At 69.1% G+C, this 17,454-nt stretch carries 12 protein-coding genes; 10 read left to right on the top strand and 2 right to left on the bottom strand.

All coding sequences use genetic code 11. The annotated features are described in order from the left end of the window. The first annotated feature begins 17 nt into the window (after positions 1-17). The 4 genes from AB0L71_RS07595 to AB0L71_RS07610 are packed head-to-tail and all read left to right on the top strand — an operon-like array spanning position 18 to position 6,747. Positions 18-1,907 (top strand): IucA/IucC family protein, encoded by a 1,890-nt coding sequence (locus AB0L71_RS07595; protein ID WP_365239227.1) that lies wholly within the window; start codon positions 18-20, stop codon positions 1,905-1,907. A gap of 44 nt (positions 1,908-1,951) precedes the next feature. Next, a complete protein-coding gene (locus AB0L71_RS07600; RefSeq protein ID WP_365239230.1) occupies positions 1,952-2,761 on the top strand; it encodes a GNAT family N-acetyltransferase in 810 nt (269 codons plus the stop codon). Positions 2,762-2,821: 60 nt separating this feature from the next. After that, positions 2,822-4,738: an IucA/IucC family siderophore biosynthesis protein gene (locus AB0L71_RS07605; protein WP_365239232.1), complete on the top strand. Its 1,917-nt coding sequence runs from the start codon at positions 2,822-2,824 to the stop codon at positions 4,736-4,738. Between the two features lie 38 nt (positions 4,739-4,776). Further along, complete coding sequence (locus AB0L71_RS07610) at positions 4,777-6,747, top strand: ATP-dependent DNA helicase (protein WP_365239235.1); 1,971 nt, start codon at positions 4,777-4,779, stop codon at positions 6,745-6,747. Positions 6,748-6,834: 87 nt separating this feature from the next. Here the strand turns inward: AB0L71_RS07610 and lexA are convergent, their stop codons facing one another. Next, positions 6,835-7,629: a transcriptional repressor LexA gene (lexA, locus tag AB0L71_RS07615; protein WP_365239237.1), complete on the bottom strand. Its 795-nt coding sequence runs from the start codon at positions 7,627-7,629 to the stop codon at positions 6,835-6,837. A gap of 549 nt (positions 7,630-8,178) precedes the next feature. Here lexA and nrdR point away from each other — a divergent pair. Further along, the gene (gene nrdR / locus AB0L71_RS07620; RefSeq protein WP_365239239.1) at positions 8,179-8,691 is read left to right on the top strand and encodes a transcriptional regulator NrdR; all 513 of its coding nucleotides are present in this window, start codon (positions 8,179-8,181) and stop codon (positions 8,689-8,691) included. 162 nt (positions 8,692-8,853) lie between these two features. Continuing rightward, entirely contained in the window at positions 8,854-11,754 is a 2,901-nt protein-coding gene (locus AB0L71_RS07625; protein WP_365239241.1) for a vitamin B12-dependent ribonucleotide reductase, read from the top strand. A 147-nt stretch (positions 11,755-11,901) separates the two neighbouring features. On the opposite strand, the gene AB0L71_RS07630 is transcribed toward AB0L71_RS07625, so the two are convergent. After that, the gene (locus AB0L71_RS07630) at positions 11,902-12,438 is read right to left on the bottom strand and encodes a TerD family protein (RefSeq protein ID WP_365239243.1); all 537 of its coding nucleotides are present in this window, start codon (positions 12,436-12,438) and stop codon (positions 11,902-11,904) included. A 342-nt stretch (positions 12,439-12,780) separates the two neighbouring features. On the opposite strand from AB0L71_RS07630, the gene AB0L71_RS07635 reads away from it, so the two are divergent. From AB0L71_RS07635 to AB0L71_RS07650, 4 genes are all read left to right on the top strand, one after another. Continuing rightward, positions 12,781-13,386 carry a YdbC family protein gene (locus AB0L71_RS07635; RefSeq protein WP_365239783.1) on the top strand — a complete coding sequence of 202 codons (606 nt, stop codon included), beginning with the start codon at positions 12,781-12,783 and terminating at the stop codon, positions 13,384-13,386. A 197-nt stretch (positions 13,387-13,583) separates the two neighbouring features. Next, on the top strand, positions 13,584-14,243 hold the full coding sequence (locus AB0L71_RS07640; RefSeq protein ID WP_365239246.1) for a histidine phosphatase family protein: 660 nt from the start codon (positions 13,584-13,586) through the stop codon (positions 14,241-14,243). Positions 14,244-14,255: 12 nt separating this feature from the next. After that, positions 14,256-15,158, top strand: coding sequence for an ADP-ribosylglycohydrolase family protein (locus AB0L71_RS07645; protein ID WP_365239249.1), 903 nt, complete (start codon positions 14,256-14,258; stop codon positions 15,156-15,158). Positions 15,159-15,421: 263 nt separating this feature from the next. Continuing rightward, the gene (locus AB0L71_RS07650) at positions 15,422-17,167 is read left to right on the top strand and encodes a DUF4173 domain-containing protein (RefSeq protein ID WP_365239251.1); all 1,746 of its coding nucleotides are present in this window, start codon (positions 15,422-15,424) and stop codon (positions 17,165-17,167) included. Positions 17,168-17,454: the final 287 nt, after the last annotated feature.

Genomic DNA, 17,454 nt, shown 5'->3' on the forward strand with positions numbered 1-17,454 from the left:
TCACAAGGAAGACCGCCGTGAACCCCACCCCCACGCCTCAGGCCGACGGCACTCCCCCCACCCAGCAGCGAGGACACCCCGGACCCACCGGAGATGCCGTCGTCGGGCAGACCGCCGTGCCGCGTCAGCTGGCGGCACCGCACGAGAGGCGACCCCTCTCGAACGCGGTGCTCACCAGCGCGGCACCGACCGAACTCCTCGACCATCCGGACCCGCTGCGGGCCGCCGACGCGGCAGGCGTCGAGAACCTGCTCCGCTGCTGGGTCCGGGAGAGCGACCTGCCGCGCCCGGACGGCGAGACCCTCCGCATTCCGCTCCACGCCACCGGAACGGCCCTGCTCGTCCCCCTCCTCCACTGGTCCGCCACGGGCTGGCACCGCTTCGGCATGCCCGCCCTGGAAGGGGCACCCGAAGGAGCACCGCCCGCCGACGCCGTCACGGTGGCCGCGCTCCTCGGCCGCGAGGCCGACCGCCAGGAGGGCGCCGACATGGTGGGCCGGGTCGCCGACTCGGTACGGCGGACGGCCGCATTCATCGCCGAGCAGCGCCGCGCTCCCGGCCTTCCGGACGAGGCGGACCTCTTCCTCACGGCCGAGCAGTCCCTCCTTCTCGGCCACCCGTTCCACCCCACCCCCAAGAGCCGCGAGGGCCTCTCGGATGCTGAATCCCTGCGCTACTCGCCCGAGTTGCACGGCTCCTTCCCGCTGCACTGGATGGCTGCCGACCGGTCCGTACTGACCACTGACTCCGCCTGGACCGAACGAGGCCGTCCCGTGCCGGCCACGGAACTGATCGCCCCCCATGCCGAGGGACTGGAACTCCCCGACAACACCACACCGATCCCGCTCCACCCCTGGCAGGCACGCGAACTCGGACACCGGCCGGAGACGGCAGCCCTGCTCGATGCCGGACTTCTCCACGACCTCGGACCGCACGGGAAGCGCTGGCACCCCACCTCATCCGTCCGTACCGTGCACCAGCCGGGCGCCGAGCTCATGCTCAAACTCTCCCTCGGCGTCCGCATCACCAACTCCCGTCGCGAGAATCTCCGCAAGGAACTCCACCGCGGGGTCGAGGTGCACCGGCTGCTCCGCAGCGGAATCGCCGCGCAGTGGCACGCCGTGCACCCGGGCTTCGACATCGTCCGCGACCCCGCCTGGCTGGCCGTCGACACCCTGGACGGCGCGCCCGTCACGGGCCTCGACGTGATGCTGCGTCACAACCCGTTCGGACCGTACGACGACGCGGTCTGTATCGCCTCGCTCACCGCCCCGCGCCCCTGGCCGGGCCGGACGGGCATGCACTCACGCCTCGCCCAGGTCGTTCTCTCCCTGGCCGCGGCCACCGGGAGAGCCGTCGGAGCCGTCGCCACCGAGTGGTTCCTGCGCTACCTCGACCGCGTCGTGCACCCTGTGCTCTGGCTCGACGCCCAGGCAGGCGTGGCCCTCGAAGCCCACCAGCAGAACACCCTGGTGCTGCTCGACCCCCATGGCTGGCCCGTGGGCGGCCGGTACCGGGACAACCAGGGCTACTACTTCCGGGAGTCGCGCCGCGCGGCACTGGAGCGCCGGCTCCCCGGCATCGGGTCGATCAGCGACACCTTCGTCTCCGACGCGGTCACCGACGAGCGTTTCGCCTATTACCTCGGCATCAACAACGTGTTCGGCCTGATCGGCGCCTTCGGTTCACAGCACCTCGTGGACGAGCAGGTGCTCCTTGCCGCGTTCCGCCGATTCCTCGGTACGGCCACGGCACTGGGCTCCCCCCTGCCCGCACACCTGCTGGAGAATACCCACCTGCGGTGCAAGGCCAACCTGCTGACCCGACTGCACGGCCTCGATGAACTCGTCGGCCCTGTCGACACCCAGTCCGTCTACGTCACCATGGCAAACCCTCTCTGCACCTGAGGGCCCATCACCACCGGTTGAACCCCCGAGAGGAGAGCGACGCCATGGCTCCCGCCGAAGCGCATCCCGATGCCGGAACCGATTCCGCCCCACGGACCGACACGGGCGCCGAGGACACCCTGGACCTGCCGCTCTCCGAAGACCTCCGGTCCTTGTTCGCAGAGGACGCTCCCGCCACCGCAACACCCTGCCCGCTTCCGTCGGACCGGCCCGCGCCGTCCGAACCCGACGGCGCGGGCCGGGCCGTCGACATGCACGCAGCAACGAGCCGACCGGCCGCCCCGGATCTGCTCGACCACCCCGCCGACTGGGGGCCGGTCACCACGGCGGCCGGGGTGTTCCAGCTCGTTCCCGTGCGACTGCAACGCGATGTCTCCCTGATCAGCGCCTGGATGAACGACCCGGCCGTGGCAGCGTTCTGGGAACTGGCCGGCTCCGAAGCCGTCACGGCCGATCACCTGCGCCCTCAACTCGACGGCGACGGACGCAGCGTCCCGTGCCTCGGCGTGCTGGCCGGCGTTCCCATGAGCTACTGGGAGATCTACCGCGCGGATCTCGACCCGCTGGCGCGTCACTACCCCGCCCGGCCCCATGACACCGGAGTCCACCTGCTCATCGGTGGCGTGAACGACCGTGGACGCGGCGTCGGCACCACTCTGCTCAGGGCTGTCGCCGACCTCGTACTCGACAACCGCCCGCTGTGCGCCCGTGTGGTGGCAGAGCCCGACCTCCGGAACACCCCGTCCGTCGCCGCCTTCCTCAGCGCAGGTTTCCGCTTCTTCGCGGAAGCCGAACTCCCCGACAAGCGAGCTGCCCTCATGATCCGCGACCGAACACACCGTGCCCTCCTGTGAACGATCTCCTGCCTTGCGCACACCGCTCGATTCCCGCCGGTTCCCTCCTGAGGAGTCCCCGTGCCGAAATACCCTGCGAGCCATGACTCAGCGGAGTCTGCCGCCCTGCTCAGCACACCAGAACTGAACCGGACGGTCTGGGACGCAGCCGCCGCCCGCATGCTCGCGAAGATGCTCGGCCAATTCGCCTACGAGGAAGTCGTCGAGCCGGTCCGGCAGGCCGACGGGAGCGACACGTACACCCTCGGGCTCGACGACGGCGGAATCCTGAGCTTCAACGCCCGACGGGGTGTGTACGGCAGTTGGCACGTCGCTCCCGATTCGATCCGGGAGACCCGCGCGGACGCCCGGAAGGCTCCCGCCGGCCCCACGCGGGACAGCGACCCGGGCGCACCCGCCGCGCCCGCACACGAGCGGAGCACGGCAACCGTCCCCTTCCGTGACCCGTTACAGCTCCTCGCCCGCGCCAGTGGACTCCTCGGGATCGACGGCGCCACCCTCGGCCACCTCATCCGCGAGATCACCACGACCCTCGCCGCCGATGCCCGGCTCGATCACACCGCGCTCTGTGCCGCCGAACTGGCCGAGCTCGACTACGCCGAGCTGGAAGGTCACCAGACCGGACACCCCTGGATCGTCGCCAACAAAGGGCGCCTCGGCTTCTCCGCCACCGACGCCGCGCTCTACACCCCCGAGGCCCGCAGGCCGGTCCGACTGCCCTGGATCGCCGTCTCCACCCGGATCGCGGCCTACCGCGGTGTGGCCGCACTGGCCACCCCCGAGCAGTTGTACGCACAGGAACTCGACCCGTCCGTCCTCGATGCCTTCGCCGCCGATCTCCACGCACGCGATCTCGATCCCGGCAGCTACCTCTTCCTCCCCGTGCACCCCTGGCAGTGGGACGAATGGATCGTTCCCCTCTTCGCCCCGGCCATTGCCGCGGGCGACATCGTCCATCTCCGCACCGACGCCGACCTCCGCCTGCCGCAGCAGTCCATCCGCACGTTCGCCAACGTGGCCCGCCCCGACCGCCACACCGTCAAACTGCCCCTGTCGATCCTCAACACCCTGGTCTGGCGCGGGCTGCCGACCGAACGCACGCTCGCGGCCCCCGCCGTCACCACCTGGGTCCAGGGCCTGTGCGACCAGGACGCCTTTCTGCGCGACACCTGCCGGGTCATCCTGCTCGGCGAGGTGGCGTCCGTGACCGTCGAGCATCCGCTCTACGACCATCTCCCGGACATTCCGTACCAGTTCAAGGAGATCCTCGGCGCGATCTGGCGCGAGCCCCTCCAGCCCCGGCTCGCACCGGGTGAGCGGGCCCGGACCCTCGCCTCGCTGCTCCACACCGATCCTCAGGGGCGCGCCTTCACGGCCGAACTCGTCGCCCGCTCGGGGCTGACGCCCACCACCTGGCTGACCCACCTCTTCGCCGCGCTGCTGCCACCGCTCCTGCACTTCCTGTACCGCTACGGCACGGTGTTCTCCCCGCACGGCGAGAACGCGATCGTCGTCTTCGACCAGCAGGACGTACCGGTACGGCTGGCGATCAAGGACTTCGTGGACGATGTGAACGTCAGCGCGCAGCCGCTGCCGGAGCACGACTCGATGCCCGAGGACGTGCGTCGCATCCTGCTCACCGAGGAGCCCTCCTTCCTCACCCAGTTCATCCACTCCGGCCTTTTCATCGGTGTGTTCCGCTTCCTGTCCGCGCTGTGCGAGGAACAACTGGGGGTTCCGGAGGACGAATTCTGGTCTCTCCTGCGGGCCGAGATCCTGCGGCACCACGCCCGCTTTCCCGAGCTCAAGGAACGGTTCGAGATGTTCGACATGCTGACGCCCCGCATCGAGCGTCTCTGCCTGAACCGCAACCGTCTGCACGTGGACGGATACCGGGACCGCCCCCGGCGCCCGCACGCCGCCATCCACGGGACCGTTCCCAACCCGCTCCACCCCACCACCCGAGGCCGGGAGTGATCTCTCTTGTCAGTGGCGCGCCGTAGGGTGGTAGGGCTATGACGAAGCCATCCCTCCCCGAGCTCCTCGACGCAGCCGTGACCGCCGTCGGCGGTACCGCACGGCCGGGCCAGGCCGCCATGGCCGCGGCCGTGGCCGAGGCTGTCGACGACCATGCCCATCTGCTCGTCCAGGCCGGCACCGGCACCGGTAAATCCCTCGGCTATCTGGTGCCCGCCCTGGCGCACGGGGAGCGCGTCGTGGTGGCGACGGCGACCCTGGCCCTGCAGCGCCAGCTCGTGGAGCGAGACCTTCCCCGCACGGTCGACGCCCTGCACCCACTGCTGCGCCGCCGCCCCCAGTTCGCCATGCTCAAGGGCCGCTCGAACTACCTCTGTCTGCACCGGCTCCACGAGGGAGTGCCGCAGGACGAGGAGGAGGGTCTCTTCGACCAGTTCGAGGCAGCGGCCCCGTCGAGCAAGCTCGGCCAGGATCTGTTGCGACTGCGGGACTGGTCGGACGAGACCGAGACCGGCGACCGTGACGATCTCACTCCGGGCGTGTCCGACCGGGCCTGGGCGCAGGTCTCCGTCTCCTCGCGGGAGTGCCTGGGGGCGAGCAAGTGCGCGTACGGGGCGGAGTGCTTCGCGGAGCAGGCCCGTGAGCGGGCCAAGCTCGCCGAGGTCGTCGTCACCAATCACGCCCTCCTCGCCATCGACGCCATCGAAGGCGCGCCCGTGCTCCCGCAGCACGAGGTACTGATCGTCGACGAGGCCCATGAGCTGGTCTCCCGGGTCACCGGCGTGGCCACCGGCGAACTCACTCCCGGCCAGGTCAACCGTGCGGTGCGCCGAGCGGCCAAGCTGGTCAACGAGAAGGCGGCCGACGCCCTGCAGACGGCGGCGGAGGGCTTCGAACGGGTCATGGAGCTGGCTCTCCCCGGACGTCTGGAAGAAGTTCCCGAGGACCTCGGTTACGCACTGCTGGCGCTCCGTGACGCCGCACGTACGGTGATCTCCGCGCTGGGCGCCACCCGGGACAAGTCCGTCCAGGACGAGGACGCCGTCCGCAAGCAGGCACTCGCATCGGTGGAGACGATCCACGGCGTCGCCGAGCGCATCACCCAGGGGTCGGAGTACGACGTCATCTGGTACGAGCGTCATGACCGCTTCGGTGCCTCCCTGCGGGTCGCACCGCTCTCCGTCTCCGGACTGCTGCGCGAGAAGCTCTTCAGCGAGCGCTCCGTCGTCCTCACGTCGGCGACGCTCAAGCTCGGCGGTGATTTCAACGGCGTGGGCGCGTCCCTGGGACTCGCCCCCGAAGGCACCGCGGACGACGACAGTCCGCAGTGGAAGGGGCTCGACGTCGGGTCGCCCTTCGACTACCCGAAGCAGGGAATCCTGTACGTCGCGCGGCATCTGGCCACTCCCGGCCGGGACAGTTCCCGCACCGACATGCTGGATGAGCTCGCGGAACTGATCGAGGCGGCGGGCGGTCGCACCCTGGGGCTGTTCTCCTCGATGCGGGCGGCCCAGGCCGCAGCCGAGGAACTGCGCGGCCGGCTGGACAAGCCGATCCTGCTGCAGGGCGAGGAGACCCTCGGAGAGCTGATCAAGAACTTCGCAGCCGATCCGGAGACCTGTTTGTTCGGCACGCTGTCGCTCTGGCAGGGCGTCGACGTGCCCGGAGCCAGTTGCCAGCTGGTCGTCATGGACCGGATCCCGTTCCCGAGGCCGGACGACCCGTTGATGAGCGCACGCCAGAAGGCGGTGGAGGAGGCGGGAGGCAATGGGTTCATGGCCGTCGCGGCCACGCACGCCGCGCTGCTGATGGCTCAGGGCGCCGGTCGGCTCGTCCGGGCCACGGGTGACAAGGGGGTGGTCGCGGTACTCGATCCGCGGCTGGCCAACGCCCGGTACGGCAGCTATCTGCGGGCCTCGCTGCCCGATTTCTGGTACACGACCGACCGCAATCAGGTGCGCCGCTCACTGGCCGCCATCGACGCCGCAGCCAAGGCCGACAACCGGTAGACCCACGCGGCCGGTGCCTGCGGGCGCAGAAAAGGACCCCGGGATCGGCGCAGTGGATCCCGGGGCCCGGTAGGAGCGGGCGAGTCCTCAGACCCGCCGCAGCACGGCCACCACCTTGCCGAGAATCGTGGCTTCGTCGCCCGGGATCGGCTGGTAGGCGGAGTTGTGCGGGAGCAGCCATACGTGGCCGTCCTCTCGCTTGAAGCGCTTGACCGTGGCCTCGCCGTCCAGCATGGCCGCCACGATGTCGCCGTTCTCCGCGACGGGCTGGCGGCGCACCGTGACCCAGTCGCCGTCGCAGATCGCTGCCTCGATCATCGAGTCACCCACGACCTTGAGGACGAACAGCTCTCCGTCACCGACCAGCTGGCGGGGGAGGGGGAAGACGTCCTCGACCGATTCCTCGGCGAGGATGGGGCCTCCGGCTGCGATCCGGCCGACCAGCGGCACATACGATGCCGCAGGCTTGCCCGTGGTGTCGGTGGGCTGCGAGCTCGGCTGGTCCGAACCGCGAACCTCGTACGCTCGGGGCCGATGGGGGTCGCGTCGAAGGAAACCCTTGCGCTCCAGCGCCATCAGCTGGTGCGCGACGGAGGATGTGCTCGACAGGCCCACCGCCTGACCGATCTCCCGCATCGAGGGCGGGTATCCACGCCGCTGCACGGAGTCCCGGATCACCTCGATGACGCGCCGTTGCCGGTCCGTGAGCCCCGAGCTGTCCGCCCGGATACCTGGAGGTCGGCCGGGCAAGGAGCGTGCGGGGCGTACGGGCTCGGGCCCCTCCGCGTTCGTGACTGAGTCATTCATGGCATGCACCGGCTCGAGTCGGCCCTGGGAGCGGTCCTGGGCAGTGATGGTGGCACTGTTTGCGGTGGTGGTCACGTCGGCCCCTCTCGAATGGTCTCCCTGGCTGGACAACGGTAGTGGCTTTCGAAAGGTTGCGCCAAACACACGTTCGAGTGAAAAACGAATAAAAGTCTGTTGCTCGTCTCCCGCCCGGTGTATGCGTGAGGGCTGGAGGAAAGGGGTCGGCTCCGATCGGCGTGGCCCCGGGTGCGGTCCGTTCGTGGCGACCGGCAATTCGGGTCATTACGGTAGCGTCTGCCGGGGTGGTGTCACCGCGCGGGTGGGTCCGGCGGGGGTGTCCGAGGTCGGCGGGGCGGGCCCCGCAATCCCGGCCGTCGCGCGGTTCCCGTACGCTCTAGCTGAGCCGTGCGACCTCTGCGGTCCGCTTGCGCCGCGCGACACGCGGTAGGGCCAAATGTGCGACCAAACCCAAGATCTAGTGGTTAGATTTTTCCAGTCGCCCAGAAGTTGTGGTCCCTGGTCCGCCGGGGCTACGGGCGTCGCCTATGCTTATGTCTGCTTCGAGGGACCCTGGCGGGTCCTGGAGAAGCTATTCAGTCGTGCCATGAAGGAGGGGTGGGAGCCATGCACTGTCCCTTCTGCAGGCACCCCGACAGCCGGGTCGTCGACAGCCGCACCACCGATGACGGCACGTCGATCCGCCGCCGCCGTCAGTGCCCGGACTGCTCCCGCCGTTTCACGACGGTGGAGACCTGCTCGCTGATGGTGGTGAAGCGCAGTGGTGTGACCGAACCCTTCAGTCGCACCAAGGTGATCTCCGGCGTGCGCAAGGCATGCCAGGGGCGGCCCGTCACCGAGGACGCCCTCGCCAAGCTCGGCCAGCGGGTCGAGGAGGCGGTGCGTGCGACCGGCAGTGCCGAGCTGACCACCCACGACGTGGGTCTGGCCATCCTCGGCCCCTTGCAGGAACTCGACCTCGTCGCGTACCTGCGTTTCGCGTCCGTGTACCGGGCGTTCGACACACTCGAAGACTTCGAGGCCGCCATCGTGGAGCTCCGCGAACGGCGGCCCTCCGTGGAGGAGCGCGGGACGGGTGAGGCCCTTGTGGTCCCCGCTCCCGCGGCCATCGCCGACTGAGCGGCAGCGGCTGGTCGTCGCGGGTCCATGGATCGGCGGCAGGTCGGCCGCATGGAGACCTGCTCCGGGCGCTGTGGGTGGCGCCCGAGGCATCAAGGACAGGCTGTGCCCTGGGAAGTTCTGGGCACTTCAGGGCGTTTTTGCCCACATATGGGAGGCGGCATGACAGAGACGGCGAGCGGCCCGGCACGTGGTTCCCGAGCCAAGGGATCCAAGGCGAGCAAGGGGCTGCGTATCGAGCGCATCCACACCACCCCCGGCGTGCATCCGTACGACGAGGTGACGTGGGAGCGTCGTGACGTCGTCATGACCAACTGGCGCGACGGCTCGATCAACTTCGAGCAGCGTGGCGTCGAGTTCCCCGACTTCTGGTCGGTGAACGCGGTCAACATCGTCACCAGCAAGTACTTCCGTGGGGCCGTCGGCACCCCGCAGCGCGAGACCGGGCTGCGACAGCTGATCGACCGGATCGTGAAGACGTACCGCAAGGCCGGTGAGGACTACGACTACTTCGCCTCGCCCGCGGACGCCGAGATCTTCGAGCACGAGCTGGCGTACGCCCTCCTGCACCAGATCTTCAGCTTCAACTCGCCGGTCTGGTTCAACGTCGGTACGCCCCAGCCACAGCAGGTGTCCGCCTGCTTCATCCTGTCCGTCGACGACTCCATGGAGTCGATCCTCGACTGGTACAAGGAAGAGGGCATGATCTTCAAGGGCGGTTCCGGCGCCGGCCTGAACCTCTCCCGTATCCGCTCCTCCAAGGAACTGCTCTCCTCCGGTGGCAACGCCTCAGGACCGGTCTCCTTCATGCGCGGCGCAGACGCCTCCGCCGGGACGATCAAGTCCGGTGGTGCCACCCGACGCGCGGCCAAGATGGTCATTCTCGATGTCGACCACCCCGACATCGAGAACTTCATCGAGACCAAGGTGAAGGAGGAGGAGAAGATCCGCGCCCTGCGTGACGCGGGCTTCGACATGGACCTGGGCGGCGACGACATCACGTCCGTCCAGTACCAGAACGCCAACAACTCGGTCCGTGTCAACGACGAGTTCATGAAGGCCGTCGAGTCCGGCGGCACGTTCGGGCTGCGCGCCCGGATGACCGGTGAGGTCATCGAAGAGGTCGACGCCAAGTCCCTCTTCCGCAAGATGGCCGAGGCCGCCTGGGCCTGTGCCGACCCGGGCATCCAGTACGACGACACCATCAACCAGTGGCACACCTGCCCGGAGTCCGGCCGCATCAACGGCTCGAACCCCTGCAGCGAGTACATGCACCTGGACAACACCTCGTGCAACCTGGCCTCGCTGAACCTGATGAAGTTCCTCAAGGACGACGGCGAGGGCAACCAGTCCTTCGAGGTCGAGCGCTTCGCCAAGGTCGTCGAGCTGGTCATCACCGCGATGGACATCTCGATCTGCTTCGCCGACTTCCCGACCCAGAAGATCGGCGAGAACACCCGCGCCTTCCGCCAGCTCGGCATCGGTTACGCCAACCTCGGCGCCCTGCTGATGGCGACCGGCCACGCCTACGACAGCGACGGCGGCCGCGCCCTCGCCGGTGCCATCACCTCGCTGATGACCGGCACCTCGTACAAGCGCTCCGCCGAGCTCGCCGCGGTCGTCGGCCCGTACGAGGGCTACGCCCGCAACGCCGAGCCGCACCAGCGCGTCATGAAGCAGCACGCCGACGCCAACACCGCGGCCGTCCGCATGGACGACCTGGACAACCCGATCTGGGCCGCCGCGACGGAGGCCTGGCAGGACGTGATCCGCCTCGGCGCGAAGAACGGTTTCCGCAACTCCCAGGCCTCGGTCATCGCCCCGACGGGCACCATCGGTCTCGCCATGTCCTGCGACACCACCGGCCTCGAACCCGACCTCGCCCTGGTCAAGTTCAAGAAGCTGGTCGGCGGCGGCTCGATGCAGATCGTCAACGGCACCGTCCCGCAGGCCCTGCGCCGCCTGGGCTACCAGGAGGAGCAGATCGAGGCGATCGTCGATCACATCGGTGAGCACGGCAATGTGATCGACGCCCCCGGTCTGAAGGCCGAGCACTACGAGGTCTTCGACTGCGCCATGGGTGAGCGTTCCATCTCCGCGATGGGCCACGTGCGCATGATGGCGGCCATCCAGCCGTGGATCTCCGGCGCGCTCTCCAAGACGGTGAACCTGCCGGAGACGGCCACTGTCGAGGACGTCGAGGAGGTCTACTTCGAGGCGTGGAAGATGGGCGTCAAGGCGCTCGCGATCTACCGGGACAACTGCAAGGTCGGCCAGCCCCTCTCCGCGAAGACCAAGGAGAAGGAGAAGGCTGAGGTCACGGCCAAGGCCGAGGAGACCATCCGCAGCGCGGTCGAGAAGGTCGTCGAGTACCGTCCGGTCCGCAAGCGCCTGCCCAAGGGACGTCCCGGCATCACCACCTCCTTCACGGTGGGCGGCGCCGAGGGCTACATGACCGCCAATTCCTACCCGGACGACGGTCTCGGCGAGGTCTTCCTGAAGATGTCCAAGCAGGGCTCCACCCTCGCGGGCATGATGGACGCCTTCTCCATCGCCGTCTCGGTCGGTCTGCAGTACGGCGTCCCGCTGGAGACGTACGTCTCGAAGTTCACCAACATGCGCTTCGAGCCGGCCGGTATGACGGACGACCCGGATGTGCGGATGGCGCAGTCGATCGTCGACTACATCTTCCGCCGACTCGCGCTGGACTTCCTGCCCTTCGAGACCCGTTCGGCGCTCGGCATCCACTCGGCAGCGGAGCGTCAGCGTCACCTCGACACCGGTTCCTACGAGCCCTCCCTGGAGGACGAGGAGCTGGACATCGAGAGCCTGGCCCAGTCCGCACCGCTGCGGACGGAGCCCCTGAAGGCGGTGGCACCGGTGCAGCAGGAGCAGGCCGAGCAGCTGGCCCCGAGGACCGCGCACACCTCGGCGGAGCTCGTCGAGATGCAGCTGGGCATCAGCGCGGACGCGCCGCTCTGCTTCTCCTGCGGCACGAAGATGCAGCGCGCCGGATCCTGCTACATCTGCGAGGGCTGCGGCTCGACCAGCGGGTGCAGCTGAAAGCGGGCCGACTCGCGCCGGGTGCGTCATGCGCCGTAGTCGGCACGGGTGACTGACCAACAGTCCGCGAAGGGGACCCATCGACGGTGGGTCCCCTTCGTCGTGTCGCACCTCCGGAACACGGTCGGGGCTGTGCCGGGTGACGTGTCATGCAGCGGGCGGACGGCTGCCCATCGTCCGGGCGAACGAGTCGGGGTCCCCGTCGAAGCCCCGGACCGTACCGCGGAACTCCCAGACTCCCGAGGCGCCGCGGATGAACTCGGCGACGGTCGCGGAGGTGGCGGCGCCGACCGTGGAGAAGTCGTCCTCCGCGAGATTCGCGTAGCCCTCCCGAATCCGGACACCCGTGTTCGCTATCTCGGCGAACGTCCTGCGTCCGTCGCGCTGCTGAATGGCCACCCCGACGACGACCCGGGCGTATCGGGTCGACAGCCGATCCAGCTCCAGAGTCATGACCTCGTCGAACCCCAGCCCCTGCCCGGTCGTGCTGTCGCGGTTGAGGGTGATGGTGCCGTCCGGGGAGCGGCTGTCGAAGTGCACGAGATAGTCAGGGCTGCCGTAAGGCGCTTCCGCGAGGTACGTCGCCGCGATGATGTCGAGGTCGAAGGCCGGGGTGCCCGGCGGGCTGGGATCCCATTTGAGGCTGACTTCGACCTTCTTGATGTCCTTGTTGGGCGTGCTCATCGGACTTGCCTCCCTGGATTGCCGCTGGGCCGTCGTCGGGGCCGTCATCGGCTGTTCGTATCACCGATCATGTCTTCAAGTGGCGGTGGATCCAACCGCCTTGGTCGTCACTGACCGAATCGGGCCACTCCGTCCGATACGAAGGCGAAGAAGCACGCCGCTCGGACAGCTGCGCCGGGCGATCCACCCGGGGGAGAGCAGGCACGGTGGAAACGCGCGGCAGGAAAAAGGGAGTTGGTGCGCAAGGAGGACATGGCGGCCATCCCGCGATTCAAGCCATTGATTCGGGCGTACTCCAGCAGAGCGCGACCCGCGCCAGGTTCGGCCCCGTACGATGGCGCGGTGCTGGTCAAGTGGATTCGTTGCACCGTGGTGGACCGTCGAGGTTTCGAACGGGGGCAGCGAAAGTGGGCGGAGCTGCTCGGTGAGCCCGGGTTCAGGGGACAGGGCGGCGGGTGGAGCCGGGGGCGTCCGGAAGTGGCGCACGTCTTCACCTTCTGGGAGAACCGCGTCTTCTACGACTCGTTCATGGCGCGCGCCCACGATCAGCTGGCCTCGGCACAGTCCGGCACGTTCAGCAGCATTCAGGTCAAGTTGTTCGAGCACCGCTTCGATGTGAAGACGGGTTTCGAGCCCCGCTTCACGGACGCGGATGTGGTCAGGGTGGCGCACAGCAAGGTGCACGAGGACCGGGTCGAGCATTTCGCGTTGATGCAGGAGAAGGTGTGGAATCCGGCGATGGCCGGATCGCCCGGCATGCTCCGAGGCGTGTTCGGGGAGGCGCCGGGACACGAGTTCCTTGTGCTGTCCATGTGGCAGTCGAGCGCCGAGCGTGGCAAGTACCGGACGGGGAGCATCGAGCGTCTGTCGCAACGGGCGCAGACCGAGGACGACGTGGCGGCGATAACGGGCGACGTCGTGCAGCTCGAACCCTCCTGGACGGTGTGATGGTCCGCGACGGATGAGACTGGCGGGGAGGGGTGTAGGCCACAGGGCGGCCGGCGCGGCTGCCGCCGCCGCACCGAGCCGGAGCACGCTGGTGGTGGTCTCCCACGACCGGCCGCGCCGTCCTTTCATCCGCGACATCCGGCGGACGGAGTCCGGACAACTGCTCGAATGAACCGTGGCCGATTTATGGTCAGTGCATGGCACGACCGCAACGCATTGTCCTCGTCCGGCACGGGGAGTCCGAAGGCAACGTCGACGACACGGTGTACGAGCGCGAGCCGGACCATGCGCTGAGGCTCACCGCGACCGGGCTTCGGCAGGCCAGGGAGACGGGTGTACGGCTGCGCGAGCTGTTCGACGGCGAGCAGGTCAGCGTGTACGTCTCGCCCTATCGCCGCACGCACGAGACGTTCAGGTCCTTGGACCTGGACCTCGAGCAGGTGCGGGTGAGGGAGGAGCCGCGGCTGCGGGAGCAGGACTGGGGAAACTGGCAGGACCGGGATGACGTGAGGCTGCAGAAGGCCTATCGCGACGCGTACGGGCACTTCTTCTACCGCTTCGCGCAGGGAGAGTCCGGGGCCGATGTGTACGACAGGGTCGGGGCCTTCCTGGAGACCCTGCACCGGAGTTTCGAAGCGCCCGACCATCCGCCGAACGTGTTGCTGGTCACGCACGGGCTGACCATGCGTCTGTTCTGCATGCGCTGGTTCCACTGGTCGGTGGCCGAGTTCGAGTCGCTGTCCAATCCGGGCAACGGGGAGACCAGGACACTGATCCTCGGGAAGGACGGGCGCTACACCCTGGACCGCCCGTTCGAGCGGTGGCGCACCCCGGAGCCGTACGGCATCACCGGATAGAGTGGAGGGGCGATGACGACCGCCGATTCTGCATCCGAGCAACGTTCCGAACGCGCCGTGGCCAGCCTGCGCGGCCTGGCCGTGGGGGACGCACTGGGCTCCCAGTTCTTCGTACCGGACAACTATCCGCTGTTGAAGCAGCGCGGGCTCCCGTCCGGCCCTTGGCAGTGGACGGATGACACGGAGATGGCCGCCTCGGTGCTGGCCGTGCTGATGGAGCACCGGCGGATCGACCAGGACGCACTCGCCCGGTCCTTCGCCGAGCATCATGACTTCGACCGGGGATACGGCCCCGCTGTGAACCGGCTGCTCAGGCTGGTGCGGGAGGGCGGTGACTGGCGGGAACTCGCGTCGGCGCTGTTCAACGGCCAGGGGTCCTGGGGCAACGGCTCGTCGATGCGCATCGCGCCGCTCGGTGCGTGGTACGCGGACGACCCGGAGCAGGCGACGCACCAGGCCGAGATCTCCTCGTACACCACGCACCAGCACCGCGAGGCGGTCGTGGGCGCGATGGCCGTGGCGGCGGCCGCCGCACTGGCGGCCGCGCCGACCGGACCGCCCACCCCGGCGGAGCTTCTCGACGGGGTGATCGCGCTCGTACCGCAGAGCGCCGTCCGCGCCGGGCTAGATCGGGCGCGGGACATGCTCGACTACGAGGATGCCGGCACGGTTGCGGCGGTTCTCGGCAACGGCCGGCGTACCAGTGCCCAGGACACCGTTCCCTTCGCCCTCTGGTCGGCGGCGCGGAACCTGGAGGACTTCGAGCAGGCCTTCTGGACGACGGCTGAGGCGGGCGGTGACGTCGACACGACGTGCGCGATCGTCGGCGGGATCGTCGCAGCTGGCACGTCGGGCGCACCGCCTGCCGCATGGGCGGCACAGACGGAAGAGCTGCCGGACTGGCTCCCGCGGTAGGTCGAAGGCGTGGTACGGCGAAGGCGGGCCGGAGGCGAAGGAGAGCGCATCGCCGCCCACGACGCGGTGCGCCGCCCGGACACCCGAGTGTCACGGTACTGCCACAGCCCTTTCTCCCAGGGTCGGAAGCGACAGGGGACAACTACTCTTTCGGCCACGCCGCCCTCGGTGATCATCCCGATGGGCGTCTGCCGAGATGAGACGCCGGTCAGCCTGCGTTGCCCGGATACGACGTGGGCGGGTTCCGGTGGGGGAGGGGTCCCATGTCCGATCACACGTCAGAAGAGTCCCGGCCGGAGAAGTCCCCCGAGCGGTCTGCGCCGGCCGGCCCGGACGGTCCCGCCGGGCCGGCGGCGAGACCGCAGGACCCGCCGCCCGAGCCCCCGGGGGCCGTTCCCGAGCCGCCGCGCATACCGGCATACGCGCACCAGGGCGGGCAACAGCGGCCGCCCAACCCAGGGCAGCCGAGAAGAACCCAGGCTCCGGCTCCGGCACGATCGCTCCTGCGCGCGGCCGAACCCGCAGCCATGAGGACTGCGACGCTCTGGTCGGTCCTGGCCACCGCTGTACTCAGCGCCTCGCTCCTGGGTGACGGCCTCGGACCGAACCTGCTGATCATCGCGGTTCCCGCGGCGCTCGGCGCCTTCTTCGCCGCGCGGGCGGCCGGGCGCCGCCTCCGTCCGTGGACAGCCTTCTGGGCCGTCGGAGGCCTGGCCCTGCTCTCCGTACCGGCCCTTCGGGACGCCGGCTGGCCCACCTTCCTCGCCGTCGTGTCGGCCGTCGCGATGGGTTCGCTCGCCCTGCACGGCAGCCGTAGCTGGCTGGGCGTGTTTCTGGGCTCCATAGGACTGTTCGGCTCCATTGCCGGAGGTCTGGGCTGGGGCGGGCGAGGCGTGCGCGAGCGGACGGCCGCCTCACGGGGCCGGTTGGGCGTGGCGTTCCGCGCGACTGCGGTGGCGGTCGTTCTGCTCATCGTGTTCGGGACGCTGTTCGCGAGCGCCGATGCTGCCTTCGCCGATGTGCTCGGCAACCTGGTCCCCGACGTCTCGGTGAGCAGTGCCCCCTGGCGACTGTTCCTCTTCGTCCTCGGGCTCATCGGTGCGCTCGCCGCCGCTTACACCGCGGCGGCCCCGGTGCGCTGGGACGGCGTCACCGTCGGTCCGGGGAAGTCCCGTGGGCGGCTGGAGTGGGCTCTGCCGCTCATCGTGCTGGATCTGCTCTTCGCCGTCTTCATGGCCATCCAGCTCACTGTGCTGCTCGGCGGATACGACAAGGTGATGGCAGAGACCGATCTCAGCTACTCCCAGTACGCCCGGCAGGGTTTCTGGCAACTGCTCTGGGCCACACTCCTCACCCTCCTGGTGATCGCGCTCGCGCTGCGCTGGGCCCCTCGCGGACGGGGGAGCGACCGCACTCTCGTCCGCGGCGTGCTCGGCGTGCTCTGTCTGCTCACCCTCGTCGTCGTGGCGTCCGCGCTGAGGCGCATGGACCTGTATGTCGATGCGTACGGCCTGACAAGACTGCGTCTGTCCGTGGCGGCGATGGAGCTCTGGCTGGGTGTGGTGCTCGTTCTGATCATGGCGGCCGGAGTGTTCGGCGCCCGTCTGCTGCCGCGCGCCGTGGCCGCGAGCGGGGCCGTCGCCGTCCTCGCGTTCGGGCTGATCTCGCCCGACGGACTGATCGCCGAGCAGAACGTCCAGCGGTACCGCCAACACCACTCGATCGACATCGACTACCTCCGAGGCCTGTCCGCAGACGCCGTACCGGCCCTGGACACCTTGCCCGAGCCACTGCGCTCATGCGCACTCAGGGACATCGAACGGTTGCTGCGAGACACCGACGAACCCTGGTACGCCACCAGTTGGGGAGAGGTACGGGCCCGGGACATCCTGAGGAAGCGGGCGCTGGGGGACCCGGCGGGGGCCTGCGGTTCCGTGCGTACCGGCGGGGAAGGCGGCGAGCGCGGTGGTGACGGAGACGATCAGTACGACCCCTACGATCCGTACTGACGCGGGCCGAGTCGCACAGGCGCAGGCCGAGCGAGGGTGGGGCCCGGGCGGGTGGCACGTCCTACGCCCGGGTCACACGTAGTGTTTCGTACTTCACGAATGTGATGCAGTCACCGCTGACCACTTCGAGTCCGGCGGTCCACGGCCATGTGTGCTGCGGGAACACCACCCTGTGAGTGCCGCCTTGGTGCGAACTGCCTCACGGACCCGTGTACCGCAGCAAATCGATCGCCGGGGCCCGCGACCGTCTCGTCGCCCGCTCCGTGGTTCGGCGCGAGGCCGGGGTG

Source organism: Streptomyces sp. NPDC052052 (genome assembly GCF_040680455.1).
Classification (GTDB): Bacteria; Actinomycetota; Actinomycetes; order Streptomycetales; family Streptomycetaceae; genus Streptomyces.

Excerpts from the sequence above, each read along its gene's own strand:
- AB0L71_RS07630 (WP_365239243.1), bottom strand. The coding sequence starts at position 12,438 with ATGAGCACGCCCAACAAGGACATCAAGAAGGTCGAAGTCAGCCTCAAA.
- AB0L71_RS07625 (WP_365239241.1), top strand. The coding sequence starts at position 8,854 with ATGACAGAGACGGCGAGCGGCCCGGCACGTGGTTCCCGAGCCAAGGGA.
- AB0L71_RS07645 (WP_365239249.1), top strand. The coding sequence starts at position 14,256 with ATGACGACCGCCGATTCTGCATCCGAGCAACGTTCCGAACGCGCCGTG.
- AB0L71_RS07600 (WP_365239230.1), top strand. The coding sequence starts at position 1,952 with ATGGCTCCCGCCGAAGCGCATCCCGATGCCGGAACCGATTCCGCCCCA.
- AB0L71_RS07650 (WP_365239251.1), top strand. The coding sequence starts at position 15,422 with ATGTCCGATCACACGTCAGAAGAGTCCCGGCCGGAGAAGTCCCCCGAG.
- AB0L71_RS07640 (WP_365239246.1), top strand. The coding sequence starts at position 13,584 with ATGGCACGACCGCAACGCATTGTCCTCGTCCGGCACGGGGAGTCCGAA.
- AB0L71_RS07610 (WP_365239235.1), top strand. The coding sequence starts at position 4,777 with ATGACGAAGCCATCCCTCCCCGAGCTCCTCGACGCAGCCGTGACCGCC.
- nrdR (WP_365239239.1), top strand. The coding sequence starts at position 8,179 with ATGCACTGTCCCTTCTGCAGGCACCCCGACAGCCGGGTCGTCGACAGC.